This window comes from Paenibacillus radicibacter (genome assembly GCF_024721995.1).
Taxonomy (GTDB): Bacteria; Bacillota; Bacilli; order Paenibacillales; family NBRC-103111; genus Paenibacillus_AM; species Paenibacillus_AM radicibacter.
The window spans coordinates 266,086-291,732 of sequence record NZ_JANQBC010000007.1 but is presented as its reverse complement, the minus strand read 5'-3'; the positions used below and the strand labels follow the sequence as shown (position 1 = coordinate 291,732).

26 protein-coding genes and 1 tRNA gene are annotated in these 25,647 nt (G+C 44.3%); 10 read left to right on the top strand and 17 right to left on the bottom strand.

Going from position 1 to position 25,647, the window contains the following annotated elements:
- Positions 1-200 precede the first annotated feature (200 nt).
- Complete coding sequence (dat, locus tag NV379_RS14915) at positions 201-1,046, top strand: D-amino-acid transaminase (RefSeq protein ID WP_258208109.1); 846 nt, start codon at positions 201-203, stop codon at positions 1,044-1,046.
- Between the two features lie 125 nt (positions 1,047-1,171).
- On the opposite strand, the gene lipM is transcribed toward dat, so the two are convergent.
- Entirely contained in the window at positions 1,172-2,017 is an 846-nt protein-coding gene (lipM, locus tag NV379_RS14910; RefSeq protein ID WP_258208108.1) for an octanoyltransferase LipM, read from the bottom strand.
- A 177-nt stretch (positions 2,018-2,194) separates the two neighbouring features.
- On the opposite strand from lipM, the gene NV379_RS14905 reads away from it, so the two are divergent.
- The 3 genes from NV379_RS14905 to NV379_RS14895 all read left to right on the top strand — a co-directional run bounded on the left by NV379_RS14905 (position 2,195) and on the right by NV379_RS14895 (position 6,173).
- Positions 2,195-3,985, top strand: a complete 1,791-nt coding sequence (locus NV379_RS14905; RefSeq protein ID WP_258208107.1) for a DEAD/DEAH box helicase — start codon at positions 2,195-2,197, stop codon at positions 3,983-3,985.
- A gap of 45 nt (positions 3,986-4,030) precedes the next feature.
- Positions 4,031-5,092: a YqhG family protein gene (locus NV379_RS14900; protein ID WP_258208106.1), complete on the top strand. Its 1,062-nt coding sequence runs from the start codon at positions 4,031-4,033 to the stop codon at positions 5,090-5,092.
- Positions 5,093-5,216: 124 nt separating this feature from the next.
- On the top strand, positions 5,217-6,173 hold the full coding sequence (locus tag NV379_RS14895; RefSeq protein ID WP_258208105.1) for a hypothetical protein: 957 nt from the start codon (positions 5,217-5,219) through the stop codon (positions 6,171-6,173).
- A gap of 38 nt (positions 6,174-6,211) precedes the next feature.
- Here the strand turns inward: NV379_RS14895 and NV379_RS14890 are convergent, their stop codons facing one another.
- On the bottom strand, positions 6,212-6,439 hold the full coding sequence (locus tag NV379_RS14890) for a YqzE family protein (RefSeq protein ID WP_258208104.1): 228 nt from the start codon (positions 6,437-6,439) through the stop codon (positions 6,212-6,214).
- 151 nt (positions 6,440-6,590) lie between these two features.
- Here NV379_RS14890 and NV379_RS14885 point away from each other — a divergent pair, with 151 nt between their 5' ends.
- Positions 6,591-6,791: a hypothetical protein gene (locus NV379_RS14885; protein WP_258208103.1), complete on the top strand. Its 201-nt coding sequence runs from the start codon at positions 6,591-6,593 to the stop codon at positions 6,789-6,791.
- A gap of 59 nt (positions 6,792-6,850) precedes the next feature.
- Here NV379_RS14885 and NV379_RS14880 read toward each other — a convergent pair whose 3' ends face one another.
- From NV379_RS14880 to NV379_RS14860, 5 genes are all read right to left on the bottom strand, one after another.
- Entirely contained in the window at positions 6,851-7,507 is a 657-nt protein-coding gene (locus NV379_RS14880) for a Bax inhibitor-1/YccA family protein (protein ID WP_258208102.1), read from the bottom strand.
- 84 nt (positions 7,508-7,591) lie between these two features.
- Positions 7,592-9,106, bottom strand: a complete 1,515-nt coding sequence (locus NV379_RS14875; RefSeq protein ID WP_258208101.1) for a serine/threonine protein kinase — start codon at positions 9,104-9,106, stop codon at positions 7,592-7,594.
- 130 nt (positions 9,107-9,236) lie between these two features.
- Entirely contained in the window at positions 9,237-9,842 is a 606-nt protein-coding gene (locus tag NV379_RS14870) for a winged helix-turn-helix domain-containing protein (RefSeq protein WP_258208100.1), read from the bottom strand.
- A 12-nt stretch (positions 9,843-9,854) separates the two neighbouring features.
- Positions 9,855-11,120, bottom strand: a complete 1,266-nt coding sequence (locus tag NV379_RS14865) for an MFS transporter (RefSeq protein ID WP_258208099.1) — start codon at positions 11,118-11,120, stop codon at positions 9,855-9,857.
- 249 nt (positions 11,121-11,369) lie between these two features.
- On the bottom strand, positions 11,370-12,617 hold the full coding sequence (locus NV379_RS14860; protein WP_258208098.1) for an MFS transporter: 1,248 nt from the start codon (positions 12,615-12,617) through the stop codon (positions 11,370-11,372).
- Between the two features lie 227 nt (positions 12,618-12,844).
- Here NV379_RS14860 and NV379_RS14855 point away from each other — a divergent pair, with 227 nt between their 5' ends.
- A complete protein-coding gene (locus NV379_RS14855; protein WP_258208097.1) occupies positions 12,845-13,858 on the top strand; it encodes an aldo/keto reductase in 1,014 nt (337 codons plus the stop codon).
- 116 nt (positions 13,859-13,974) lie between these two features.
- Here the strand turns inward: NV379_RS14855 and NV379_RS14850 are convergent.
- Positions 13,975-14,058 (bottom strand) — tRNA-Leu (locus tag NV379_RS14850).
- Positions 14,059-14,204: 146 nt separating this feature from the next.
- Between NV379_RS14850 and NV379_RS14845 the strand changes: the two genes are divergently transcribed.
- Positions 14,205-14,351, top strand: coding sequence for a hypothetical protein (locus tag NV379_RS14845; protein WP_258208096.1), 147 nt, complete (start codon positions 14,205-14,207; stop codon positions 14,349-14,351).
- 41 nt (positions 14,352-14,392) lie between these two features.
- On the top strand, positions 14,393-14,692 hold the full coding sequence (locus NV379_RS14840) for a hypothetical protein (RefSeq protein WP_258208095.1): 300 nt from the start codon (positions 14,393-14,395) through the stop codon (positions 14,690-14,692).
- Here NV379_RS14840 and NV379_RS14835 read toward each other — a convergent pair whose 3' ends face one another.
- From NV379_RS14835 to NV379_RS14820, 4 genes are all read right to left on the bottom strand, one after another.
- A complete protein-coding gene (locus tag NV379_RS14835) occupies positions 14,693-15,418 on the bottom strand; it encodes an adenosylcobinamide amidohydrolase (RefSeq protein WP_258208094.1) in 726 nt (241 codons plus the stop codon). It abuts the gene before it with no gap.
- Positions 15,419-15,432: 14 nt separating this feature from the next.
- Positions 15,433-15,675, bottom strand: coding sequence for a hypothetical protein (locus NV379_RS14830; protein ID WP_258208093.1), 243 nt, complete (start codon positions 15,673-15,675; stop codon positions 15,433-15,435).
- 155 nt (positions 15,676-15,830) lie between these two features.
- The gene (locus tag NV379_RS14825; RefSeq protein WP_258208092.1) at positions 15,831-16,145 is read right to left on the bottom strand and encodes a hypothetical protein; all 315 of its coding nucleotides are present in this window, start codon (positions 16,143-16,145) and stop codon (positions 15,831-15,833) included.
- A gap of 86 nt (positions 16,146-16,231) precedes the next feature.
- Entirely contained in the window at positions 16,232-16,804 is a 573-nt protein-coding gene (locus NV379_RS14820) for a xanthine phosphoribosyltransferase (protein ID WP_258208091.1), read from the bottom strand.
- Between the two features lie 165 nt (positions 16,805-16,969).
- Between NV379_RS14820 and NV379_RS14815 the strand changes: the two genes are divergently transcribed.
- Together NV379_RS14815 and NV379_RS14810 are read left to right on the top strand one after the other, a co-directional pair.
- Positions 16,970-17,605 carry a DUF4309 domain-containing protein gene (locus tag NV379_RS14815; RefSeq protein ID WP_258208090.1) on the top strand — a complete coding sequence of 212 codons (636 nt, stop codon included), beginning with the start codon at positions 16,970-16,972 and terminating at the stop codon, positions 17,603-17,605.
- An 86-nt stretch (positions 17,606-17,691) separates the two neighbouring features.
- Positions 17,692-18,729, top strand: coding sequence for a YkvI family membrane protein (locus NV379_RS14810; RefSeq protein ID WP_308860293.1), 1,038 nt, complete (start codon positions 17,692-17,694; stop codon positions 18,727-18,729).
- On the opposite strand, the gene NV379_RS14805 is transcribed toward NV379_RS14810, so the two are convergent.
- The 5 genes from NV379_RS14805 to NV379_RS14785 form a co-directional block, all read right to left on the bottom strand.
- Positions 18,658-19,089: a hypothetical protein gene (locus NV379_RS14805; RefSeq protein ID WP_258208089.1), complete on the bottom strand. Its 432-nt coding sequence runs from the start codon at positions 19,087-19,089 to the stop codon at positions 18,658-18,660. The two genes, NV379_RS14810 and NV379_RS14805, sit on opposite strands and share 72 nt — an antisense overlap.
- Before the next feature lie 19 nt (positions 19,090-19,108).
- Complete coding sequence (locus NV379_RS14800) at positions 19,109-19,417, bottom strand: hypothetical protein (protein WP_258208088.1); 309 nt, start codon at positions 19,415-19,417, stop codon at positions 19,109-19,111.
- 89 nt (positions 19,418-19,506) lie between these two features.
- Positions 19,507-22,989 (bottom strand): AAA family ATPase, encoded by a 3,483-nt coding sequence (locus tag NV379_RS14795; RefSeq protein ID WP_258208087.1) that lies wholly within the window; start codon positions 22,987-22,989, stop codon positions 19,507-19,509.
- A complete protein-coding gene (locus NV379_RS14790; RefSeq protein ID WP_258208086.1) occupies positions 22,986-24,341 on the bottom strand; it encodes a metallophosphoesterase family protein in 1,356 nt (451 codons plus the stop codon). Before NV379_RS14790 ends, NV379_RS14795 begins: the two co-directional genes overlap by 4 nt.
- A gap of 11 nt (positions 24,342-24,352) precedes the next feature.
- Positions 24,353-25,495: a glycosyltransferase family 4 protein gene (locus NV379_RS14785; RefSeq protein WP_258208085.1), complete on the bottom strand. Its 1,143-nt coding sequence runs from the start codon at positions 25,493-25,495 to the stop codon at positions 24,353-24,355.
- Positions 25,496-25,647 lie beyond the last annotated feature (152 nt).

Sequence of the window (25,647 nt, the reverse complement as noted above, 5' to 3'; positions counted from 1 at the left end):
TACACTATATGTAGTTCTTTTAATCATTATATAACACAATATATTGTATATGCGAATTTGTGTTCCATCCAATAATCGGACTTTAGCCAACGTTCAAAAGCATTTGCTTGTATTTACTTAAAATTGCTCTCTTTTTCATGAAACATGCTTTGTATTTACCAGCACATTTTGCTAAATTAATCTAGAGGGGGCGAATAACTATGATGTATTATCGCGATCAATTCATGCCAGAATCCGATGTCCGCATCTCACCTGATGATCGAGGCTATTATTTCGGAGATGGGATCTATGAAGTTTTCCGCATTTATAACGGTCAATTATTTGAAAAAGAATTACACTACAAAAGGCTCATCCGCACAGCGGAACAAGTCCGCATCGAACTGCCTTATCCAATCGAAGAAATCAACAGCATTCTTGAACAATTAGTTCGTGAAACGAACACGATGCTTGGCACTTTATATGTGCAGATCACACGCGGTGAAGCACCAAGAATACACCCTTTCCCAGACAAGTCGACGAAACCTGTTATGATGGCATACTGCCGTGATGCGGATCGCCCGCTAGCTGCCATGGAGAATGGGATAACAGCTGTTACTGCTGATGATATTCGCTGGCTGCGCTGTGATCTGAAGACATTAAATCTGCTTGGTAATGTTATGCTGAAGCAGTCTGCTCTAGATAAAGGCGCAGATGAAGTCATCCTACATCGCAATGGTACGGTTACAGAGTGCAGTGCTTCCAACGTGATGATGGTTAAAAACAATAAAGTGTTTACGCATCCTGCGGATAATCTTATTCTCCACGGTGTCACACGCGCTGTAGTACTTAAACTTGCTGCGCAAACAGGCATTGAGTTCGCAGAGCGTGCGTTCCAAGTGCATGACCTTTACAATGCAGATGAAGTGTTTAGTACAGGAACAACTGGTGAAGTTATGCCGATTGTTCAAGTGGATAAGCGCACCATTGGTGATGGCGTATCCGGACCGATTACTCGTAAGCTACAAATGTTATTTACCCAGCACATAGAGCGTGGTTCTAACAAGTAGTTAGAATCCCACGCGAAAATCATGTTAAAAAACACATACCGCAATTGTGCCACGCCCACACTGATGTTGTAAGTGGACGAGTACCTATTGCGGTATGCGTCGTTATGCCTATATTTGACCAATTTTTATCTCTTCAGATTCCACTCTTCCGTTCCATACTTCTCTGCAACAAGCTTCGCCGTAAGTTCTTCCTCATACGATGTAAGTGCTCCTTCGACGAACTCCACTTTCAAGCCTTCCGCCATACCCACTTTAAACGCGGCTTCGACTTGCGCCAACTCAACGGTCTGTTGACCAAGGTCACGCAGCACATCATTTATCGTTACCGCTTTACTTAGGAAGCTTTGCTTCATGCGCTCTGCAATACGTTCACTTGAGAAGATCAGACAGCGGAACAGTTGATCCACATCCATATCGAGCAAGATCGAACCATGCTGCAAGACAACATTCTTCTGGCGTACTTGTGCACTACCAGCCACTTTACGTCCCTCCACCACTAATTCATACCACGATGGGGAATCGAAGCAAGCCGATGAACCCATCGACGCATACTTCTGTTGATCTTCTTCTGTCGCAAGCTGCACCATCTCCGCATTTAACCCAAGATTACGGAAACCAAGCAGTAGCCCCTCGCTCAGCACGCGATAAGCTTCTGTTACCCCAGACGGGATACCCGGATAGTCTTCTTTTACAATAATGCTGTAAGTCAGCTCTTTGTCATGTAGAACCGCTCTGCCCCCCGTCGGACGACGAACGAAGCCTAGTCCCTCTTCCTTCACACGATCAAGATCAATTTCTTTAATCGACTTTTGAAAATATCCAATCGAGAGCGTCGCCGGGTCCCATCCATAGAAACGGACTGTTGGTGGTACTAGACCCTCGCTATGCGCCGTTAGAATCGCCTCGTCAATTGCCATGTTCTCCGCAGGTGTGCGGTTACCTGTATGTACAAAACGCCATGTAGTCGTCATTTCGTTAAGCCCTTCTTTCTCCAATCAAGAATGCGTAAGATCTTTTTTTATTTTACCACTTGCCCCCTATCCTTTCAAAAAAATAATCGTGTGAACAGCTTTCCCCCACTTTTCAGTTATGAAAAAGGGCATTTTCGGAGAATACTAGATAAAACGTATTTTGCAGGAGCGAAACGAATGAACACAACAAGCAACACTGAACTTATACGCCCGATTCGTGAAGGGCTAGATATTCATTTTAATCGTGAGTGGGTCACAGATTTAGAGAATCGAATGGATCGCGGAGGTCCATGGGATGACCACACCTTGTTCGACCTTGCCTATGAAGCGGAGCAAGCAACCAAGATTGACTCCTTCGACCAATTGCTCTGTCTATCTCACGTTCACAAGCTGGAACCGATGATCCATCAGATGGATACCGCCAAGAAGGTGCTATTCGGCATGCATGGACGCGCTATTCTCGCAGACGAAGTAGGTCTTGGGAAGACGATTGAAGCCGGACTTGTACTTAAGGAATACATGGTGCGCGGACTCGTACGTAAAGTATTGATTCTTGTTCCCGCTTCCCTCGTTCTTCAATGGGTGCGTGAGTTGAACCAGAAATTCGGAATTGCCGCTGTCGCTCAGAAAAAAGAATACATGTGGACCCAGTGTGACGTCATCGTAGCATCAATGGATACCGCCAAACGCGATCCGCATCGGTCAATTGTTCTGGAACAAGAGTACGACATGCTCATTATCGATGAAGCACATAAGCTCAAGAATAAGAAAACGACCAACTATGCCTTCGTCAAAGAAATTCATAAGAAATACTGCTTGCTACTCACTGCAACACCTGTACAGAACGATCTGCAAGAGCTATACAATCTCATTACCCTACTGAAACCTGGTCAGCTCGGCGGGCAAGCGAAATTCCATAGTAACTATATTATTGATAAGCGAACTGTGAAGAACGAAGGTGCGTTACAACAAGAACTGTCCAAAGTCATGATTCGGAATAGACGCAGTGATGGCAACTTGGAGATGACCAAGCGTGCGGTTCGCAACATTCCACTAATTTTATCTGAAGATGAACAGAAGCTTTATGACGGTGTTACTGACTTTGTCCGAGGTCGCTATTCCGAGAATGGTGCGAACTTTGGCTCCATGCTCTCACTACTCACCTTACAACGCGAAGTATGCTCATCTCGTGATGCGGTATTTCTAACATTGGTTAATTTATTTAAAAAGACAGCCGAAGATTCGCCACTCCGCCCTCAAATCTGGGGACTTGTCGAGCTGATCCGCGGAATCCAGTCCAATACCAAAGCTGAGAAAACAATCGAGATCATTAAAGAAGCGAACGATAAAGTCATTATCTTCACCGAATATCGCGCATCTCAAGAATACTTGCTTGCCTATTTGAAGACTAACGGCATCCAAGCCGTCCCTTATCGCGGAGGGATGAATCGAGGTAAGAAGGACTGGATGATGGATTTATTCCGTAAGCGCGCTCAAGTACTTGTCGCAACAGAAGCTGGTGGCGAAGGCATTAACCTGCAATTTTGCCACCATATGATTAATTTCGATCTGCCTTGGAACCCGATGCGTGTCGAACAGCGTATTGGCCGCGTGCATCGTTTAGGTCAGACAGAAGATGTACAAATTTACAACCTTTCGACCCAAGGAACGATCGAAGAACATATCCTGACCCTTTTGCACGAAAAAATAAACATGTTTGAGTCTGTAATTGGTGAATTAGATGTAATCTTGGAACGCTTCGAGAAGAAGAAAACCTCTTCCTTAGAAGCTTCTCTATTCAAAATGGTCATGGAAGCCCGATCCGACGATGATATTCGCGACGGGATATCCCGAATTGGTGACAAGCTGCAGAATGTGGCGAGTGAAGTCCAAGACCAGACTCAAGCGGGCAGCGCTTTTCAGCATATTTTAGCGGGCAACGGACAAGATGTGAATTTACGTCCCTAACCTAATTCATAACCGTTCACAACAACCTAGAAGGAGGCACGACCTATGAATGTCCACAAGTCTGACCCAACCAAGCCTGTAATGGACGCAAAGCGAATTCAAGAGTATGTGCTGCGTTATTTGCAAGTATTAGAATGCGACATTATCGAAAAAGGGTTACGCAGCGTAACGGTTAAGCTTTCGCCTGAGGCAGATAAGGAGCTTACGGGACGTCCTTACTATTGGAGCTTTGTTGAACGCACAGGTGCTCCACCTGAGACAATGACTTATGTTTTTAAATTCGAGACCGAAGATGAAGTTGACTCCTTCGGGTTTAGCAGCAATGCGCCAAGTTCTGCGCCGACTGTGAATACAACACCACCTGCTGCATCTACAGATAGCAACCCTGCTGGCACTTCGAACAATGAAGCAGATGGTTCGGGAGAGAACATCCTTGCCCGATATTTAGGCTTTGTTCCCGTTATTCCGGCTAGCCGCATCCCTGAGGATACACTTACTTTCGGTTCTCGCCGGCTTGAGCAGATCTTCCAATCTACACGCAAGCGCGGTCGCATTGTACGGCTATTCGAAGAGCCTACACGCCGTGGTACGGTGAATTCAATACCTTATGATACGTGGCTGAACGTTAATTTTAAAGTTGAATACGTATGCGATATGAAGCGTAGTGAGATCCACTCCTTCGGTATCCGGTTAGATAACAGTGAGATTCAAGCGAATTTCTATGATCAAATCCGTATGAAAAAGTTAACGCCGCGTCTTCCCGCTGGCATTCATTTATTGCGTGACCGTTTATCGATCTCGAAGGCAATCTCACAGCTCGAATCTCATCTCGAACAGCTCATTAAGAAAACCGATCATTCCTGGTCGGATCGTGCGAATGAGCGAATGTCGATGGAACTTACACGGATTCAAGACTACTATGACAGCTTAGAAGACGACAAGAAACTAGAACGCAAGCGTGATCGTAACGAGGAAGAGGAGAATAATCAAGAAGATATTCATGCGCAGTATAAGCAAGCAACGGACGAAATTCATTGGCAGTATCGACCAAGAATCGAAGTTTCCGTCATCAATTGCGGTTTATTTCACCTGCCTAACAGCGATTAGGCAGTAACTGACGAAAGTCGCTAAAACTTCTTATGAATCAGAGGACACATTGTAACACTATTTTTACAGCAAGACTTATACAATGACATTACATGACCACCATAAGCGAAAATGGGTGAAAATAATGAGCAATTACAAGTTACGACGCGCCGTAATGGCACTTGGGATCAGTGTAAGTCTATTGACCGCACAGCTCGCTTTTGGACAAGTTAATAGGATATATGCACAATCAGCGCCAAATAACCCAACAATTAATCGTGATCAGCCGCCTGTTGTGACAGATCAAGTCATTCCAGTGGATCAAAGTGAGCTTCATGACAAAATTACAGATTGGAAGAAACGACTCGCTTCGCAGCCTGGTTGGGAAAGTTGGAAGCAAGCTTCTTGGAGCGTGTATCCACTTGGACCTGGGACACATGGCTGGATTGTCGAGTTAACAAGCAATGATCAAAAAGTTGGGTATATGATTGTTTCTGGGGATATGCAAGGGGGATATGTTCTAACGGAATATGGGAAAGGTCCTAATCCGTTATTTAGCTTGGAGACACTGCATCGTGTGTTGACTGACCGCGAGATCATTGCAGCTACGCTCTCAATCAATGAACTTGTGCATAGCACTTCGATTAAGATCAACAGAATCTATGTCAATGCGCTACAAGCATTGTGGGAAATCGTCATCAATGGACATAAAACATATTATGATGCGGTTACGGGGGCATTGGTGGAGCTCGACAAAGCCCCTACCCTCTCTCTGCCAGAACAAGGACTGACTCCCATTGGATTAACAGACAAGCTACCCAAAGTCGATCAGCGTGCACCATTCGATCCTTATGAGCGCATGCCTTGGCTAACTGGAAAGCCCTTAACCATATCAAATTTCGTTAACTTCGAGAATGCTTTTCAATCGAGTAGCGAACTCCGACTCGTATGTGAACTGTTTAATGGACAATTGTCGATGCCATTACCTGTTATCGGATACGTACAATGGGATCAAAGTGAACCTTTAATCATTGTGGACCAAGAAGGCGAACGCTATATCCCTCTAACAACCGCTTTGCAGACAGGGAAACTCTATTCCTAATCTTCTTAGCCCACTACTAAAGTGCTTTGTCATTTCGCTCATCTTTCGCTAACTTCACGATTTACACCATTCGTACTTGTCAGATCTACTCGCTTGGGTCTAATCATCATCATAATCGCCGCTGGAATCATCCCAAACCATTTGGTACTCCAAGGTTCACGTGCTTTAGGCTCTGCTTTGGCTTTCTTTCGCTCGTCTTTAGGTGTATTCAAATATCGAACAACTTGCACGGTCGTGTACTTGATCAGATCATCACTTTTCGCCATGATTATCACCGTCCTTACCCTTATTGTAGCCAGTCCATCACGGAAATAATCGTTACACGCGTTACCGAATTGTTCAAATTTCGCCATTCTAATTCAATATCATCCACATACATTTTATAGTGTAACAAACAATCGAAAGAGGTGCCTGCACATGGAAAGTGTGTTTACTAGCAAAAAAATGGAGATCGAAATAAACGCTCCTGAAAAACAGCTCTTATTCAAAATTAGAAATGATAAATCCGATAAACCAGCAACCGTCCTTCTTAATCAAAATGATTTGTTTCATCTTATGCATGCACTGCTCTCCATCAATCGTAACTTTAATCAAGAAAAGCCATATTTTGCAGATTAAAAATGAAATAACAAAAAGAGGCTTGGGAATCGTCCCAGCCTCTTCTTTATGTCCCATAATTAATCTCTTCCGCCTAGAATAGAAACAAGGAACTTTAGGATATAAATAAACAGATTGATGAAATTCAAATACAAATTCAGTGCAGCCATTGGCACTTCTTGCGGATGAATTCCTTGGCGGTATTGGGAAATATCATACAATACCCAACCACTGAAGATTAGAATACCTGCCATCGACCAGACAAGTACGGTCGCAGATCCGAAGTTGACGAACATCGAGACTAGACCCATGACAAGCAGACCAATTGTCGCTGCCATTAAGAAGCCGCCTAAGAACGAGAAGTCACGTTTCGAACGAGCCGCATATAGCGCTAATCCGCCAAATATAACCGTCGTTGCTAAGAATGCACCCGAGACCACCTGAGCGCCTAATATTCCACCGTATGCTTCAATAACCGGATATAACGTGACTCCAGTTATGGCTGTGAACACATATAGGAACGTGTAACTGATCGCTTTGCCGCGCATTCGCATGACGAATGCTGCAATTAACATGACAACCTCAATAATGACGAACATCATAACTAGGCTTTTCGGAACGAACATTGCACCGATCAAGGTACCGAGGAAAGAGACTAGTAATGAGATTGTAAATGTGCGCAGGACATGCGCTAGACTGCCTTGCTGAATATGAGAAATCGTTTGTGTATGCTGCATTTAGGTAAATAACCTCCTTCATCATGCTAAGGGACAAATCTCCCTCTATGAATCGATTCTATTCTATTGTCACCTTACAAATTCCTACTTAAACGTAAAAATTCTTTTGAATAACGGCGATTTGCGCTTTATTGTCGTTGATTCACCAAACAGACTTTCTAATGCCATAACCCCTTCTTCTTTCATTTCAAAAGGATCTGTTTGACACGGCATAGCAATCAGTTGTTGCTTTGTTAAATCTGCCTTCATATCTCGGATCATGCGCTCATCGGCAAGAGGGACAAGGTAAATCCAGCGACTTTGGTCATAAGTACGGTACTGGTTACTAAACTTAAGCAGCGAGGCTCGTTTCCATTCACTTGCAGATGCGATGACAAGCTGTTGATCCGCACGAAGGAACTCTTGCATCCACTCATTATTCTCATGGTAGCCAATATCTAATATGATATAATCATATGCCGCGGCGCGCAACTTGATCATATCAACTGCCGAGTTAGACTTATAATACATCACACCTCTCATCTCAAATTTCGTCGTTTGGCTAGGTGTATGCTGTACTTTTATTCCTTCGTATACAGCCTCTAAATTCGCAAAATCCTCTGAATAATTCGCCTCGACAACAGCTACTTTAGCTTGATTTGCAGCGAGAAAACTTGCAATCATGAACGCTTGATGCGTAGAACCAACGCCAGGACTTACACTCGTAATCGCGAGCGTCCTTAAGCCGCGTATATTTCGGGATTGCTGTAACGCATCTTGTACGTGTTGACTTGCCGCTGCTTGATAAGAAGCTTCACGCGTAATCGACATCAAGTGCTGTTTCACATCCACTACACGTTGATAACGGTTAGCTGGTGATGTTTGCAGCAGTCGCTGAATGATAGGATAAAGGTGAGCGTTTAAACCTTGCTGCACCTGCTCGAGCGGTTTTTGTAGCACATAATAATATTTACCCCCTGAGAGCAAATAGTACATTAGGGCGCCCAGTGCATAAAGGTCTGTTCGGTTGTCTGTCTGTTGATTCTCAAATTGTTCAGGTGCTGCAAATCCAATCGTGCCGATCTGCACCGTGTCTGTATCTTTACCCTCTTTAAAGCTTCGCGCAATGCCAAAGTCAATGAGGCGAATCATGTTCTGCTCATCAATCATGATATTAGCTGGTTTCAAATCTCGATACACGATAGGATGCGGCTGCTCGTGGTGCAAATACTGAAACACTTCACACAGCTGCAAAGCATAATGAACGACACTAGACTCTACCATCTGCTTGTCTGCTCGTAGGAAAATATCCTGCAACGTATGCCCTTTGATATAGTCCATGACGAGGTAGCTCAATCCCTCTTGATCAGGGGGATAATAATCAATAATATTCGGGAGCAGCGGATGATTGAGCTGCACTAACATTTGTGCTTCATCGATAAATTGCTGTACATCTTGATTGGCTATGACCGTTTCCTTGATCGCCCATTGCTTTCCTTGCAGCTTCAGATCGTCTGCCAAGTATACCGTCCCCATGCCCCCAGACCCAAGCACAGAAACAATCCGATACCTTCCCCCTAACACGTCACTTACTTGAAGCTTACTTCTCCTACTACTCAATCATCAATTCCTCCTGTTCATTCATGAAGTTACCTTCTAACTATGTACGTTGACCTAATTCGACAATTTGGTGCGATTTTCCTTTTCATCTCTTATTTGTTCATCGAAAAAGAGAGCGCTATGCGCTCCCTTAGCTCTTCTCGGCATCTTTCATGCGATAAGACATGAGTATGAATACGTAATCATCTTTCTCTCCATCATCAGGTTCAGAACTTTCTGTATTCAGATGCTCTATTAAATTCTTCTGCCCATCCGTTCCTGAGATCAGAATGTCATAGGCGTCAATTTTCTGCTTCACTTGCTTTGCTGTCAGTGATTTGTAAGCAATTTTGGCACTTGTAACGTCTTCTTCATCCTCAAGCTTACCTTTTTGCATGACATTTTCAAATGCAAACATCGCTTGATTGAACACACGAGACAATTCTTGCATAATGATACCTGAATTTTTCTGAGCGAAAGCTGGATCAATATTGTAAGCACGAGTTGCATCTTGATTGGTCTGGTAATATTTTTCAATCAGATTGCCTTGCGTCTTCGTTTCAACTAATTGAAGCACACCGATTTCTTCTAGCTTATTCACATGATAATACAATCTGGAAGGTTTCTCGTCTAACTTCTCTGCAAGTTGTTTAACCGTAACAGGCTCTTTCTCAGCATGCTTCATAATCAGATATCGCCGTGGATCCAGCATGACCTTAATCATTTCTACATCCGATAAATTTATATTTGAATTCAACGTATTTCCTCCTTACATCGAAGAAGGTACAGCTCCCTCTGTTTGCACTGAAGCTTTCCCCGTTTGTAGTGCCTTGTAATAGTTTAACAGAGGGAAGACTAGTGCGACAAGAACAACCAGTATTCCTGCAATAACTATCGTATAGACTGGTGAAATAATCGTAGCTAACGCTCCACCAACAAGTAGTCCCACAACTGTACCCAAATTAACGATCGAATCGAGTAACGCAGAACTTCTACCCCGTACATCAGGAGGTGTGAGTAATACGAACAAACTGCCTAGCGGTACGTTCACAAATGCGGCTACAAACCCAACTAATGCAATCCATACATAGAGGATACTTACACCAATTAAGGCAAACAACATCTCCACCCCAAAGATCATCACACAAACGATTCCAAACAATGCCAAGGCGGTTAAGAGCATTACATGTGGAGAAGTCTTCTTTAATACTTTGGGAGCTGAAAGTGCACCAACTATACTTCCTAGTGCACTCATCGTCGTAAGGAAACCATAGTGTTCAGCAGGAATCTTAAATGTAAACAGCATCATTGCACTTTGCGTAGCGTTAATCATTGCAGCCGATAGCATGACTGGAATGATAAGAATGATAAGCGCGACTAACGCTTTGTTTCCCACGACAACCTGAATGCCTTCTTTTAAAGAAGCCCAGTAGGGCATCTTATTTTCCTTCGTAATCGGAGAATCACTCTTCTTAATATGCTTAAGTAGCATCCAAATGAATAATGCAGATAACACATAGGTAAAGGCATTAAATGTAAACAACCAGCCAAAGTGTCCTAGTGGAATGAGCACACCTGCGAGCGATGGACCAATCAATTTCATTGCCATCATCGTGGATTGGCTTAAGCCCACTGCATTCGTCATATTCTCTTCGCCTACAACTTGCGGAATGACTGCTGTACGTGCTGGCTCGAAGAATACCGTTCCAACTGCTGCTAGACAGATCAAGACATACATACCAATTAATGAACCCTGCGCGAAGATCATCCCAAGTACAAGAACGCCACGGAATATGTCTGAAGCGATCATGACAAGCGGTTTCGGAAACCGATCCACTATAGGACCGATGAACGTTCCGAACAAAATGCTCGGGAGCACGTTCAACAAAATTACAAAACTAAGCAAGATTGGATTATCTGTTGTCTGGGCAATTAAGTATATGACTACGAGTCTGGATATACCGTCCCCTAATTCTGAGATCACTTGCGCTAACCACAATTTCCGATACGCAGGTAGTTTTAATAAAGCAAACATGCTTATGCCCCCTAAAAAATGTATTCTATCGTTAAAATTTATTTTAGCGGTGAAAACTTTTTTAGTCAATACATAAATTATAATTTTCTAAAAATTAATTTTGCAAAAGAAAAACAGCTGTTTCGGAAATACGATTCCTAACAGCTGTTTGGCATTGATTTCATATTAAAGTGTTTACGTCTTTAGGTTTGGACTTATGTAGTATCGGCAACGTCATGCTTCTACTTAAACTTTTCTTTTTCTACGATTCTAAGCAGCACCCACCACTTGAGATTCTATGTTTGATGGTTCCCTCTTCCACGCTGCATAAATCGTAAATATACTAATGAATCCGCTAAGTGCAAGTGCTCCCCCAAATATCACAAACGTAATACCTGGGCTAAGCAGCTCCCCAATCAATGCACCAAGACCCATTCCGAGAAGACCGACTGTACTGAAGAAACTTGATACAAATCCCATCGCTCTACCCATCTTCTCCATCGGAATGAGCTGCTGCATCAAGGTCGAAGCACTAATGTTATAAATAATATTAAATACGCCCATCATGAACGCAAACGCGAACATCGCGTACAAATTCGTCGTCAATCCTATTCCTAGTTGACCAACGCCTAAAATGCACACCGTGCCCCCTAAACGTAATGCCATTGGTATTTTCATAAAATATTTACTAAAGAAAGAAGTAATGATCATGCCCGCACTCAATGCGGAAATGACATAACCGGTGTACATCCCCGGCAAATTCGCTAAGCTGATATGTGCAGTTAAGACAACATCAAAACCTGTGACCGCAATTATACAGAAGAAGAACATCGCAAGAATCGCAAGAATGACGGGGTGCCTTAGCGGTTCAACCCCTTCTCTCAAACGTTTACCAAATGACTCCTTCACTTTAGGCTCATCTTTTTTTCCACTACCGCTCACCTTATCGAACTTCCCTATGGAATACAGTAATGCTGCTGCTATAAGATACGATGCACCATCAATCAAAAAACCAACTGTAGCCTGATCTTTCGGGAATAAAGTCAAGACGAATACAGCAAGACCTGGTCCCACTACTTTCACAATTTCATTAAGCATCTGTCTAGACGCATTCGATGCCATCAATTGATCAGATTCGACTAACATCACTTGGAGTTTACTAGAAGCTGGTCTTGCAAACGCTGCAAACACGGCAATCAGAAAAGCAGTTATGTAATAAAAAGTCATTGTCGTTGGCAGGAAGAACATACCGATGAGTACCGCAGCACTTAGGATGTTCGTCACGACCATCACGCGCGCAGGAGAACGTTCTTCTACCCAGAAACCGCCAGCAAGCCCTGCGATAATTGAGCCAATTGTTGAGGCTAATGTCACACCCATTGTTGAAATCAGCGACCCTGTTCGTTCAAAAGTCATGACAATCAATAACATGAACGTGAAGTTGGAACCCAGTTGTGAAACCATGGAAGACAATAATAACGATCTGAATTTTCTGTTTTTATTAACTAGTTCTAGCACGATGATGTTCCTCTCTTATTTGAATGATGATTATTTTAGATGTCAAATTTAACCTCCTTGACTATTAATATACCTAAATTACAAAATAGATCAACCATTTTTCTTAAATCAACGGCAATATTCGTCTTTCTTCAAATTGGTTCCTTCAAATCATTCCAAATTGGACCTAATCGTAACCAATTGAATCCAATATAATAAAATTCATCAAGGAATAGGGGGCAATATAGATGGACTATCGATATATGGGCAATACCGGTTTGAGAGTAAGCGAGCTTGGCTTGGGTGCCATGACGTTCGGGCGTGAAACGACGGCGCAGGACAGCTTCGCTATAATGGATCGTTTCGTAGAAGCTGGAGGTAATTTTATAGATACAGCGGATGTGTATAACAATGGTCTTTCAGAAGAGATCGTCGGAAGTTGGTTGAAAGGAAAGCAGAGGGACGACCTCGTTATCGCAACGAAAGTACGGTTTGCTATGGGGGACGGGCCTAATGATGTAGGCCTAAGTCGCAAGCATATTATGGCCAGCATTGAAGCGAGCCTGCGTCGTCTTGGGACTGACTACATTGATCTTTATCAGGTACATGCTTGGGATCCGCGGACACCTCTAGAAGAAACACTCGGAACATTGAACGATATTGTTCGACGCGGTTATATTCGTTATATCGGAGCCAGTAATTTCAAGGGCTGGCATTTGCAGAAAGCAATTGATCTCTGTAAGCGAAACGGTTGGGAAGCCTTCTCTTGCCTGCAACCTCAATATAATTTACTTACCAGAGCGACGGAATACGAATTGATCCCGGTCTGTGAGAGCGAAGGACTAGGCGTCATCCCATGGAGCCCACTGCGGGGAGGATGGCTCAGTGGGAAATTCCACCGAAGCATGAGTGCAGTGCCGGAAGGTACACGAGTAGCGGCAGCGGAAAAAGAAGGATGGGGAGAGTCCTGGAGTAATTACAACAACGAGTTCACCTGGACTATTCTGGACGAGGTGTATGCCGTTGCTAAAGAAGCGGAAAAGACTCCGGCGCAAATTGCCATCAATTGGCTACTGCAGAAGCCGGGAGTGACGGCACCCATTATCGGTACCCGTACGATGGAGCAACTCGAATCCAACATGGGCGCCGTGGGCTGGTCATTGACCGATGAACAAGTGCTTCGGTTGGATCGGGTCAGTGAGCTGCCTGTCACTTATCCGTACAATAAGGATTTTGTCCAGCAACCGACACCCCATAAATAATCGATATTTTACAGAACGAGCTCTTGAATTTGCCCTTATGGCGATTCAGGGGCTTTTTTTGGAACAAAATAAAAACCCTTCTATAAATCCCAGAAGAGTTTCCTTTATACATATAATGCGGCCAAGAGGACTCGAACCTCCACGGTATTGCTACCACTGGCACCTGAAGCCAGCGCGTCTGCCAATTCCGCCATGACCGCAAGTTTGGAAGTAAATTCAATTTATCATGCGCCTAATTATCTGTCAATTGCTGTTTGAATGTTGCGACACAGGCTTTTATATAGCACGAACGCTCCTACTTTTACTTATACTGTAAGATGAAGGATGTACGAAGGAGCGAATACAAATGGCTGACAAAGATGAACCAGAAGAGAAGAAATCCATCCTGCTCGTGACGCTGGGCATTGTTATTGCTGCATTCTTAAATGGTCAAGGATTGGAAGAAGACGAAGATGAGGACGAAACCCGTACTGAGCAACCTCGCAGAAGGTAAAGCAATTACCCCGATAATCGAAGAAATTGAAGGTGGGATTCATGGCAGGAGGTAAAAGCAAGCGACTTGGAAACAACGCCAATAATAACTCAAACTCCGACAATGGTTGCTCGCCAAAAAAAAAGAAGGGTATCTTATTAGATTCCCTTACTCCTCAGCAGCTCGCTGTCGTCGCTGCCCTGCTTACTAATGCACTTGAAGTCGAGTCCATTCTCCTGGACAGAAATCAATCCATTGAAATCCTACTCACAGGATCTTTACGTCCGAAAAAAAATCAACCTGCCATGATGGATCCTGGAGAGTTATTCGCTTTGCTAATAGACGCCCAGAAAAATCGATGATCAGCCATATGCCCGCCGCATCATGGCCTCTTCGTATTTGCGTCCTGACTCCATTGCCGCTTCATACACTGTTCTACCAATTAAGTGTCCAAGCCATGTCGCAGTTCCCGCATAACGATGAGACCGTCCCCTGCCAGTTGCTGCTATTACGATAGCATCTGTAGAAGTTCCTGTTGCAAGAAAACTTCCCTTCTTCACTTTCACACCTAAATCTTGTAAGACAGCTGTCTTCGCTTCTGTTGCAGTTATAATTGCACTTGCCATTGCCGCATCTGTTACATCACCATCAATAAGTACGATAATGTTAATGGTTCCTGGATACAATTCATCTGGCTTTACAGGTAAACCTGCACGAGTTGTATTACCTAACCCCATCGTCACCCATGTACTGACGCGCAATGTTTGATCGCCATCTTCCCCTACGCTTGTTAACTTCATGCCTTTATAACCCACGTCAACGACATATGCTGCTGTTAACATGCCTGCAACTTGTTCATAAATAAATCCTTGCTCCTGCAAGAACTGCTTCATCTCAGCAACAGGATCTGTACTCATATAGCTCTTGGGTACTTGCCGGTTCATGATTAGTGCGTGTTCACCATAACCGCCGCCCCACATATTCGTACTCAAGGTATGTAGAGGCTTCTCACTTTGAATCAATACATATCGACAGTCGTCTTCGATCACAATTTGAGAAGTGACACCTTCTATTTCCCTGAGCTCCATATCTATAATCTCCCTCATTCTTCAACACTTGGAAGGTTAGGAAGCGTAAATTCCTTCGGTCTTTCATCTGTAAAAGGTTGATACACATAACCCCGATGTAACTTCAAGACACGACGGTTTTGCTTGCGGATTAGAACGAATTCATCATCCCACGCAAGGACAATCCCTTTAACATCATTTACAGGATCCGCATCACGAATCACACGTAACTTCGTTCCTTCGATACGGTATTGATCTAATATTTCATCTGTAATCATAGGGTCCACCTCCTATTGGTAGCATACACCAGCGTTATACTGGAGTAAACTTTTGTAAACGCTTCACTCCATTAAGATTTGAATAAAAAAATCTGCACGCCATGATGGCATACAGATCTTCCAAATTATGTTACAATATCGACGTTAGTTCATAATTATGATACGTGTTCTTTTGTCTCAAACCAGTAATCCAGAACTTTTGAAGACATTACGCGTTTTTGAATATACTCCGCTTGCTTCTCGGAGAATTGCTCTTGCCAATTGACCGACAATTCAGAGCAAAGTTTAACGACGGTTAGAAGTTCAGACCACGCTACATAGCGTTTGTACCAGAAAAATTGCGGGTGTTCGATCATATACGGATACAAGTCATCAAACTCAGTATGTTTACAATCCAGAGCACGCTCAAAGTGAGTCTTCGCTTCGGCTAATTTTTCAACAAAATATTGTTCTGAAATATTTTCTTTCATAATGAAGTTGATGCCTCCTTTAACTACCCTGATCTTATTATAATAGATAATCTCATTTCAGAAAAGGCGCAACTACCCGTTATTGTTTAAGATTCAAACACAATTTTACCATCTGTCAGGGATGCAATCTTAGCTAATGACTCCACTTTAATGCCCAATTCACGCAAGGAATGACCACCATTTTGGAATGATTTTTCAACAGCAATACCAATTCCAACAAGCTCAGCACCTGATTTTTCAACAATTCGAACGAGTCCGCGTGCTGCATCACCATTAGCAATAAAGTCATCAATGATGAGTACCCGATCTTCTTCGTTCAAATATTTTTGTGCGATCACAATGTCGGTAACGATCCCTTTCGTGAAAGATGGAACTCGCTCTTCATAAACATGCTCACTGATCGTGACTGACTTTTTGCGTCTAGCAAAAATTAATGGAACACCTAGTTCTAGCGCTGTCGCGAATGCAATTGGAATACCAGATGATTCAACTGTCACTACTTTCGTCGGATTACTAGATTTAAACCGAACTGCAAATTCACGACCCATTGCCATAATCAGATCAGGATCAACCTGATGATTTAAGATGGAGTCAAGTCTAAGTACGCCGTCTGATACAACATCGCCTACTTCTTCGATACGTTTTTTTAATAGATCCATGAACATGCCTCCATACAAAATGGTCTATGAGTACGTTACCATAGGGAACTCTTAGGATTCAAGCACTATTTTGCAACGAAATGCTACTAAATTGAAACTATTTTTAATAACATTAAGTCTATAATAGAGAAATAGATCATCGGAATACGAGAAAGGAAGATTCGGATGCGCAGAAATTGGCACATCGCTCTACTCACTTGTCTATGTGCCGGAATGTTGATAACGGCTGGCTGTGACGACAAACATGCTAACGTTGAGGCAACACCTACACCTCAGGTTACTGATAATACGACAACGATCCCTCCGTTTGGAGAAGATTTGATAAATCCAACTTTGACACCATCACCTGATCCGACTACAGGCGCAATAAACGAGACGACGAACAACAAGCCAATAGTCGATAAGAAAGATTCTTATCAGTCCACTAAACCAACATTAATGGGTCTCTCCCTTCAGAGCAGCAGAGAATCCACGATTAATAAATTTGGGAAACCACCTTCACAGTTTAAGATGGAAGACGATGCGGATATCATCAATGTACTCGAGTACAAGGATTTCTCGGTGGGGTTCAATAACGTGAATAAGCTGCAATTCATTGAGATACGTTCTCCCTATATCGACCCCGGACTGAACGGCGTCCGTCTAGGACAGAAAGCGCAGGATGTATTCTCAGCACTTGGCAAGCCGGATCAGAATAGCGCGTATGTATTAAGCTACAAATCCAAAGGCACGGTGCTCAAATTTGATATGGATATTAAAGCTGATCGAATTCAATCGATTAAACTATTTGCCGGTACATAAGTATCGGCTTTTTCATTTTTACCTGTCATGTACGAGCCGCCCCGAACATAACTTGTACTAATCGACGAGAGAAAGGCGGAGAGTGCATGTTGCGTCACTTTGGCGGTGTTATGCGAATTGCTTTTACATATATCGGTACGATTGTAGGCGCTGGATTTGCGACCGGACAAGAGATTTTGCAGTTTTTCACCAAGTATGGCTCGATGGCGACGTTTACGATCATGCTTGCTACGATTCTTTTTATATGGATTGGCGTCAAAATGATGGTGATGGCTTACGATATGAAAGCCAAGTCTTACGAGGATTTGAATCGGATGCTATTCGGACCGCGTATTGGGTCGATTGTGTCATTGTTTATGATGGTCATCTTGTTTGGGATATCAACGGTTATGCTCGCAGGTGCAGGCTCTGTCTTTGCCGAACAGCTTCATATGTCTTACCAAACAGGCTTGCTGCTCACTTTATTCTTATCCTATCTCGTTATTTCGCGCGGTATCGGAGCCATTATGACGGTCAATACCATCATTGTCCCCATTATGATCCTATTCTCGGGTATCATCGTCTGGCATACCTCAAGCAGTCCCTATGCAGGCAATTGGATGTTCCTCACATCGGATTATTCCTGGAATCAAATTTGGCTGGCACCGCTTCTGTATGCCGCCTTTAACCTCTCTACTGCACAGGCTGTACTTGTCCCGCTTGGAGCTGCAGCTCCGAACAAATCGGTACTCTACTTAGGTGCGGGAATCGGCGGCGGCATTATTGGACTCTTGCTAATTGGTGCACATATCGCCCTCTCCTCACAGATGCCGGGGGTTACTCAATTTGAAATCCCCATGGCCGGTCTTGTGACGAAGCTTGGCTATGCCGTTCAAATCATCTACATCCTCGTCATTTATTGTGAAATTTTCACAACCTATATCGCGGACATTTACGGTTTAACCTTACAATTGGAGCAACGCTCTAAGATCCATAACAAGTTCATTCTTGTTCTACTCTTAGCTCTAAGCTATATTGTTTCACAAATCGGGTTCAAAGTCTTACTCTCTGCGTTATATCCCGCTTTCGGCATGATCTCCATGGTCTGGCTTGGCTTTATGGTTTGGAAGAGACGCAGCATGTAGCGCGTGATACAGCATCATGAATCGTAAGAATAATAGCACCATCCCAAGAAACGAGAAAATAAATCCACCGACCAAATACGCAATATGATAATCAGGGAAACTTGCTTTATCACGCAATACCGCGAATAAATCTGCACCAAGCATAAGCATACCGACCAAGAATAAACCGATTAACATATAATCAAGCACGTTCCAACGTAACAATTCAACAGGTAAATGGTGCGGCTTATTCCCCGCATCTTGACCTTCTGACAACTTACGAGCTTGCAGCATGAACCATACAGTATAGATCGCACCGCCTGTGACAGCAAGACCGATCAGACTACCGATGATTGCAATAATGACATTGAGTTCAAACACCTTCATTCCTCCTAAATAATTAATACACGAGCATATAAACAAGCAGAACAGTTAGTGAAAAGCTAACAATCGGTAAAGCCCACAGCACATACGGAACTGCAGAACTTGGAGGCATAGGCACTTGTTTAAGATAAATGCGATAGCATAAATCAATCAACTGCGAAGATCTAGTCTGTCTGTATGTAGTAGCAGAAGAAACTGGCGGTTCGCCTACGTGCATTTTCCCTTTTTTCCAACCAACATGATACGTAATTTCACGCGGTTTGGCTTGTCCTTTATCTGGACTATGATTACTCTCGCTATTTATCTCTTTCTCGTTCTCCTCCACATCTGACCCTCCGCTTCTGTTTCCATATCGTATGAAACAAGCCCTCTTCTCTTCACCTAAAAAAGAGGGCTTGTTTGTTATGTGTTTTCCTACAACTCAATAAGTTGCAAGCCCGGGATGTGACGCAATGCCGCGTCCCGTACATGCTCATGGCATGTAAATAAGAGAAGTTGACGCTGTCCGCTAATTTCTTGCAATAGCTTCAGGCATCGCTCCATCCGCTGTTGATCAAAGTTAACTAGAATATCATCCATGATCATCGGCACGACTGCACGAGAAGCATACTCTTCTGCTAATGCAAACCGCATTGCCAGGTACATCTGCTCGGCTGTGCCACGGCTTAAGAATGCAGGCTCGACACCTTGTCCGCTCGGCTTAACGGCTTCAAGCTTATTCTCACCAAACGGAGCTCGAACACCAACAAAGCGCCCCCCTGTCATCTCTGCGAAATAGCGGGATGCCCGCGTAAGCACGCCGGGCTGACGCTCTCGTTCATACATCTCGCGCGCCTTGCGCAGCAGATGGGCGGCAATTGCACAGGTCGCATATTCGCGACCAAGCGCCTGTAGCGTAGCGACTTGTTCCTCACGTCGCTGCAGCTTGTCCCCATGACCGGCGCCGCCCTCTAGCTGCTCAATCTGACCAGCTAGGCGCCCTCGCCGGTCGCGCAGTTCATTCGCTTCCTCGCTGAGAAGCGAATGTGCAGTCTCCTGCTCGCCAGCAAGCGCGGCGAGCTCAGGCTTGCCATGCTCAGCTAGCATGGCGTAGAGCTCTTGCAGGCGCTGGCTGCCAACCAGCGCCGTCACCGAGGGGAGCAGATGCCGCTGCTCCCCTAACAGCTCCGCCCGCCGCTGGGCGTGGCGCGCTTTCACGCGGAGGTCCGCTTCGGACTCCGCGGAGGCAAGTGCGAGCAGCTCCGATTCGCGGAGCTGGAGTCCTTCCAGGCGCGTGCTAAGCGCCTGCGCCTCTAGAGCGGCAGCGCGCTGCGCCTCACTTGCGCGCGCTGCCGCCTCACGCTTGCGCAGTTCCTGCGCAAGCGCCTCCCCTCGGCGTTTGATGCCGAGGATGGGTCCCTCTTGGACTGCGGCTATGCCAAGCAGTCCATCCACCTGCGCCGCGTATTCGCGCGCGGCGCCCTCTACTGCAGCAAGCCGCGTCTGAAGGCGCTGCTTGTTGAACAGAAGGCTATGTCCCTGCTCAATGAGCGGCAAGCTCTCCAGCAAGCCGCTTGGAGTTAACGGCGCAGAGAATCCGTACTGCTTCAGCCACTGTGCCCATGCATCCTGTAACTGTATATCTTCATGATGTAATTCGGCTACTCGATTCGCTATGTCATCGCTCTGCTTAGCAAGAACTTGTAATTCTTGCTTATTCTCAGCCAGCTGATCTGTAATTCGCAAGCGTCCATCTTGATCACGTTCCCAGCGCTCGAATCCTTCTTCCCACTTAGCCAGCTCTTTAGCAAGCCATACCTCAACTTGCATCCATCCTTGTGCGAAAGTGGCGGATAATCCACCATCTTCACTTCGTGTCCGTTGTCTCACCATCGAATCTGACACTGTATAATCTTGCTGCGTAAAACCAAGCTGATGATCTTCTCGACGTAACATCGCATCATCAATTCCACGTTGTTTACGCTCACCATCCCAAGAATGATCCATTAAGCCTTCATTCGAAGAACTTGCTAATTCTGAAGATGTCATCAATGGTTGAACAAGCACGCTTAATGCTTCGCAAAGCTTCTCTATCTGACTTTCGACATGTGCAAGCTTAAATTGAAGATCCGAAGGCAATTTCACCCCAGACTCCACAACATCTGCATCCATCACGTATCTTCGGGAACCTCGACCTCTGCCATTTGATTTCGGCGATGAACTTTTAGCCAATTGATAATATCCCAAGCATCCAGCAAACACCATTATACCGAGTATGGCTGCAATGATCGTATCTCCACGAACGAATAACCACACCGCTAAACCAATTCCAACAATAGCACCAGCCATAGCTCCGATCTTTCCAAGTGCAGAACCGGTACTATACTTCGATTGCAATCCATCGCTATTTACATCGACGTCCCTCTGCATACTTAGCAGCGCCTCTTGATGCATCCGATAATCTTCTGCTCGCTGCTTCAAGTGACGATACTCTGTCATCGCATTATGATACTCGTTATACATCTGCCGAATCGTTCGCAGCTGCTTTTTCATATCCTGAATTCCCGGAATCCCGATAAATTTCTTATACAATCCAGTTGAACCTTGAACGGAATCATACTGTGTTTTCTTCATCTGAAGCTCATGTATTTTACTTTCCTGCTTCTCAATTTGCTCCATAACGGTACGATGCGATAAGCTTTCTCTTTGCTGCTGAATCGCGAGCTGAGCAAATTGCTCTTTCCACTTATTCAATTGTTCACGCATTGCTGCCGATAAAGCGAACTGCTGCAATTCGAACTCTGACCAACTTGGATCAATGGAACGAAGTGTCCGAGCCAACTCTTTCCCCTCGTATTCCAATTCCGATTGCAACGTGATCATCGTGCGCTCATCATTTTGATAAATCGGCATCCGCTCAAGTAAAATTTCGATCTCACTTTGCTGCGATAGCACTTCCTCATTAGGCTCATGCTCTTGTAACTGTCTCATTAATTCGTCTAGCTTGATTTGTACTTGCTGTAGCTCCTCTTGCAGATGATACGTTTCCGCTTGTATGGATTCCCATTTACCAACTACATCTTCTGGAAAATGTTCAGGAATAGCTGGTAATTCTTCGAGTTCCCGCTTTAATTCCTGCAGCCTTACAGCAGGCTCAAACGCTTTGTAACAAGTTTGAAGCCAATCAAGCCGTTCTTTCACAAGCTTCTTCTTGTTTTCCAACTCTTCGATTTGAACTTCCACGGTTTGCACATCTTGTTTCAGGTATTCATACTGATTCGCATGTTCCTTACTCCTACGCAGCGCCGCATCCAGCTCCTCTAACTTTTTGAAACCGACATTCAAATCTTGTTTCTTACCTTTGGGCTTGTACAACTGTTCCAATCTTTGAACTAATTTACGTTCACTATCCATTAATGCAGCAGGTGGAATACCCAAACCTGCACTATATAAATATCCATTAATTTCCTCTTTTTGCAAATTGCGAAGTTCCTGCAATTCGGTTAAACCAAATGCAAATAATGATCGGAACACCTCTGCAGACATCCCGCCAAGTAGTATGGCAAGCGCATCTTCTCCACCTACTGATCCGTCTTCAAATGTAACTTTAACAGTCCCTGCAGATACCGAGCTTCGACCTCTAACTCCACCCTGATCATGTCGCTCTACTAGCACACGCTTTCCTTGGTCATCAACCAAGATTAAACTTCCACCGTGCGCACCTCCACCTAACGGGACATAACGATCAGCAAGCTGACTTCGAGGTGCAAATCCGAATAAGATTGCACGCACAAATCCCATTAGTGTACTTTTACCCGCTTCATTCGCTCCATAGACAAGGGTTATCGCCCCATCCAGCTGCCAAGTACGATCTCTCAAATGACCGAATCCATCTACTTGAATGCTAACAATCTTCAACCTTCCCACCCTCCATCTGTGAGATAGTCCATTACCATGCTCTCCGCATCTTGAAGTAATTGAAGCAGCTCCTCTTCCCGATCTGGAATAACGAACTTACCTAAAGACGATTGCGAAGTAAGGTTCATTAATGCCTCTCCTACGAATGCACGCAGTTCAACTTCACTTCGCTGCAGTTGTCTAGATTCACGAAGCAAATCTCCAATTAAATTAGGTTGTGTGAGCCATGTATCGATGTCTAATTCCCTAACAGTTTGATCAATAATGGATTCAATCCAGACGAATGCTGTATCAAATGAATCTGCTAACACTCTCATTCGATCTTCTATATATGTATCCTGTTCATGATCTGTCAAATAGTTCCTAAGCTCCTCCGCTCGAAGTTCCTCTAGCAGTTCGCCCAATGCTTGCCCCTTACGCAGCTGATCATGCAGAACACCTCTTCCTTCGAGATAGACGCGCACAATCGTAGATCGACCGTCCTGACTGACCCGTAGCTCCTCCAATTTCTCTTCGAGCGCGTCTTTCAGCTCTTGTTCGGAATCCATCCCTGCAATGGATAGCTTCACGCCTTCCCAACGGATCCGATCAAGCGGATAAAAGGTTAAGCTGGTTTGAGTCGATTCATTCACATCGACGATATAACAACCCTTTACGCCAGTTTCACGAATACTTCGCCCTTGAATATTTCCCGGGTACACAATTGGTGGTTGACCCTCTACATGAAGCTCTTGGCGTGTATGAATATGACCGAGCGCCCAATAATCAAATCCACTGTCAATAAGTTCTCTCTTCGTACAAGGTGCGTAGTTATCATGATCAGAAGCCCCATCCACATTCGTATGAAGCATCGCAATCTGATACACACGTTCATTTGAAGAAAATGGCTTATATTTAACGGACAAGTTGGTTGTTACTGCTGCTGTGGGATAAGAAATTCCATGCACATAAGCAATCACACCTCGATCCGGTTTACGGACAGGAAACACGCCAACCTCATCTGTCGGGAATATACGCACACCCTCAGGCCACGTAAGTTTAGCCGCGCGTCCATCAAGCGGATCATGATTCCCATGAATGATAAACACTTCAATTCCTTGATCCGCTAAAGCTTGTACCCCTTTTTGCATGCGAATCTGTGCTTTCAGTGATCGGTCTGCTGCATCGTACACATCACCGCTGATGAGCACAAAATCTACTTTTTCACGAATCGCCAAATGCACCAGTTCTTGAAAAGCATGAAAAGTTGATTCCCGAAGACGATCACGAATCGCCTCGGGAACCCTTGTCATCCCTCGAAATGGTGAATCCAGATGAAGATCCGCACTGTGTATAAATCGAAAAGACTGCATTTCCGTCCTCCTCACAATGCTTCTTGCTTATCATGATCATACTTCTCATAGACCGAGCGCAGTTGACGAATCACCCGGCTAAGACCATATGTCTTACGCGCCTTCTCTGAAGCTGCTCGCGCCATTTCATAACGAAACGCAGGATCAGCGATAAGCTTCTCTAATGAGACAGAGAGAGCAAGAGCATCCCCAGGTGGAACGAGTAGTCCATTACGTCCATGCTCAATTTGCTCCGCGATCCCACCAACATTCGTTCCAACAAGTGCAAGTAAACAAAGTGCCGCCTCAGCAAACACAGATCCGAACGCCTCCGCTTGGGAAGGCAGAACAAATATATCAAAGAACGGCATGAATTCTTCTGGATGCAGCATGTAGCCATAGAAGATTGTCTCTTCATAAATATCTAACTCAACTGCCATTTGCTCTAGTTCTAATCTCATCGGTCCATCTCCAATAATATGAAGAACAAAGTTCTGACCGCGCTTCTTCAGCTCCGCACATGCTAACAGCAGTGTATCAAGACCTTTAGCTGGAACAAGACGACATACCGTAATTAATTGAGGAATGGCGTTCTCATGTGGCATTGGTCGGAATCTCTTCTCATCAAACCCGTTCGGTATGACGCCGATGCGCTCTGCATCCTGCACGTAATCAGCCAAATAATTTTTAAACGAATTCGACACGGTTAACAATTGATCCAAATTCGCTTCTAATTCTCCATAGATCGAAGTTAGGAAATCATGTTCCTGGCTGCTTGCTGTAATTTTTCCATTTAAGAACAGCTCTCGTTCATAAGAGGAGTGAATCGTCATAATAACCGGTGTGTCCGGGAATAAATGCTTCATCGCAAGTGCCGCAATTGGGTGGTGGGCATGAATGAGATCATACTTCTTCGTCACCCGCATTCTCGTCCACCATATATAATCCTTATAAGTCTGAATGTATTTATCAACTAGTAGATTGCCTTCATATTTATGATAATCGAATGTTTCGAACTTAATTTCATCTGTACCTTTCCCACGAACACGTTTAGGCAGTGAGAACAGTTCCATCTCCCAGCCGCGCTTATTAAACTTTTCTAGCACATACGGAACCATGGAAGAAACCCCACCAGGCTGCTCTGGAGGGAAAAATAACGCTTGCAAAATTAACATATAATTAACACCTTTCAAGATGTAATAGGAAACTTTTGATTGTAGACGAACACATGATCTTCCTCTCTATTGTAACTTGGAAGCAGTTAATAAGAAAGAGATCATCTTCATTCGACAAAGTCATTCATAATTCTTCACATTCTGCTATAATA

Excerpts from the sequence above, each read along its gene's own strand:
- dat (WP_258208109.1), top strand. The coding sequence starts at position 201 with ATGATGTATTATCGCGATCAATTCATGCCAGAATCCGATGTCCGCATC.
- lipM (WP_258208108.1), bottom strand. The coding sequence starts at position 2,017 with ATGACGACTACATGGCGTTTTGTACATACAGGTAACCGCACACCTGCG.
- NV379_RS14905 (WP_258208107.1), top strand. The coding sequence starts at position 2,195 with ATGAACACAACAAGCAACACTGAACTTATACGCCCGATTCGTGAAGGG.
- NV379_RS14900 (WP_258208106.1), top strand. The coding sequence starts at position 4,031 with ATGAATGTCCACAAGTCTGACCCAACCAAGCCTGTAATGGACGCAAAG.
- NV379_RS14895 (WP_258208105.1), top strand. The coding sequence starts at position 5,217 with ATGAGCAATTACAAGTTACGACGCGCCGTAATGGCACTTGGGATCAGT.
- NV379_RS14890 (WP_258208104.1), bottom strand. The coding sequence starts at position 6,439 with ATGGCGAAAAGTGATGATCTGATCAAGTACACGACCGTGCAAGTTGTT.
- NV379_RS14885 (WP_258208103.1), top strand. The coding sequence starts at position 6,591 with ATGGAAAGTGTGTTTACTAGCAAAAAAATGGAGATCGAAATAAACGCT.
- NV379_RS14880 (WP_258208102.1), bottom strand. The coding sequence starts at position 7,507 with ATGCAGCATACACAAACGATTTCTCATATTCAGCAAGGCAGTCTAGCG.
- NV379_RS14865 (WP_258208099.1), bottom strand. The coding sequence starts at position 11,120 with ATGTTTGCTTTATTAAAACTACCTGCGTATCGGAAATTGTGGTTAGCG.
- NV379_RS14855 (WP_258208097.1), top strand. The coding sequence starts at position 12,845 with ATGGACTATCGATATATGGGCAATACCGGTTTGAGAGTAAGCGAGCTT.
- NV379_RS14845 (WP_258208096.1), top strand. The coding sequence starts at position 14,205 with ATGGCTGACAAAGATGAACCAGAAGAGAAGAAATCCATCCTGCTCGTG.
- NV379_RS14840 (WP_258208095.1), top strand. The coding sequence starts at position 14,393 with ATGGCAGGAGGTAAAAGCAAGCGACTTGGAAACAACGCCAATAATAAC.
- NV379_RS14835 (WP_258208094.1), bottom strand. The coding sequence starts at position 15,418 with ATGGAGCTCAGGGAAATAGAAGGTGTCACTTCTCAAATTGTGATCGAA.
- NV379_RS14830 (WP_258208093.1), bottom strand. The coding sequence starts at position 15,675 with ATGATTACAGATGAAATATTAGATCAATACCGTATCGAAGGAACGAAG.
- NV379_RS14825 (WP_258208092.1), bottom strand. The coding sequence starts at position 16,145 with ATGAAAGAAAATATTTCAGAACAATATTTTGTTGAAAAATTAGCCGAA.
- NV379_RS14820 (WP_258208091.1), bottom strand. The coding sequence starts at position 16,804 with ATGGATCTATTAAAAAAACGTATCGAAGAAGTAGGCGATGTTGTATCA.
- NV379_RS14815 (WP_258208090.1), top strand. The coding sequence starts at position 16,970 with ATGCGCAGAAATTGGCACATCGCTCTACTCACTTGTCTATGTGCCGGA.
- NV379_RS14810 (WP_308860293.1), top strand. The coding sequence starts at position 17,692 with ATGTTGCGTCACTTTGGCGGTGTTATGCGAATTGCTTTTACATATATC.
- NV379_RS14790 (WP_258208086.1), bottom strand. The coding sequence starts at position 24,341 with ATGCAGTCTTTTCGATTTATACACAGTGCGGATCTTCATCTGGATTCA.
- NV379_RS14785 (WP_258208085.1), bottom strand. The coding sequence starts at position 25,495 with ATGTTAATTTTGCAAGCGTTATTTTTCCCTCCAGAGCAGCCTGGTGGG.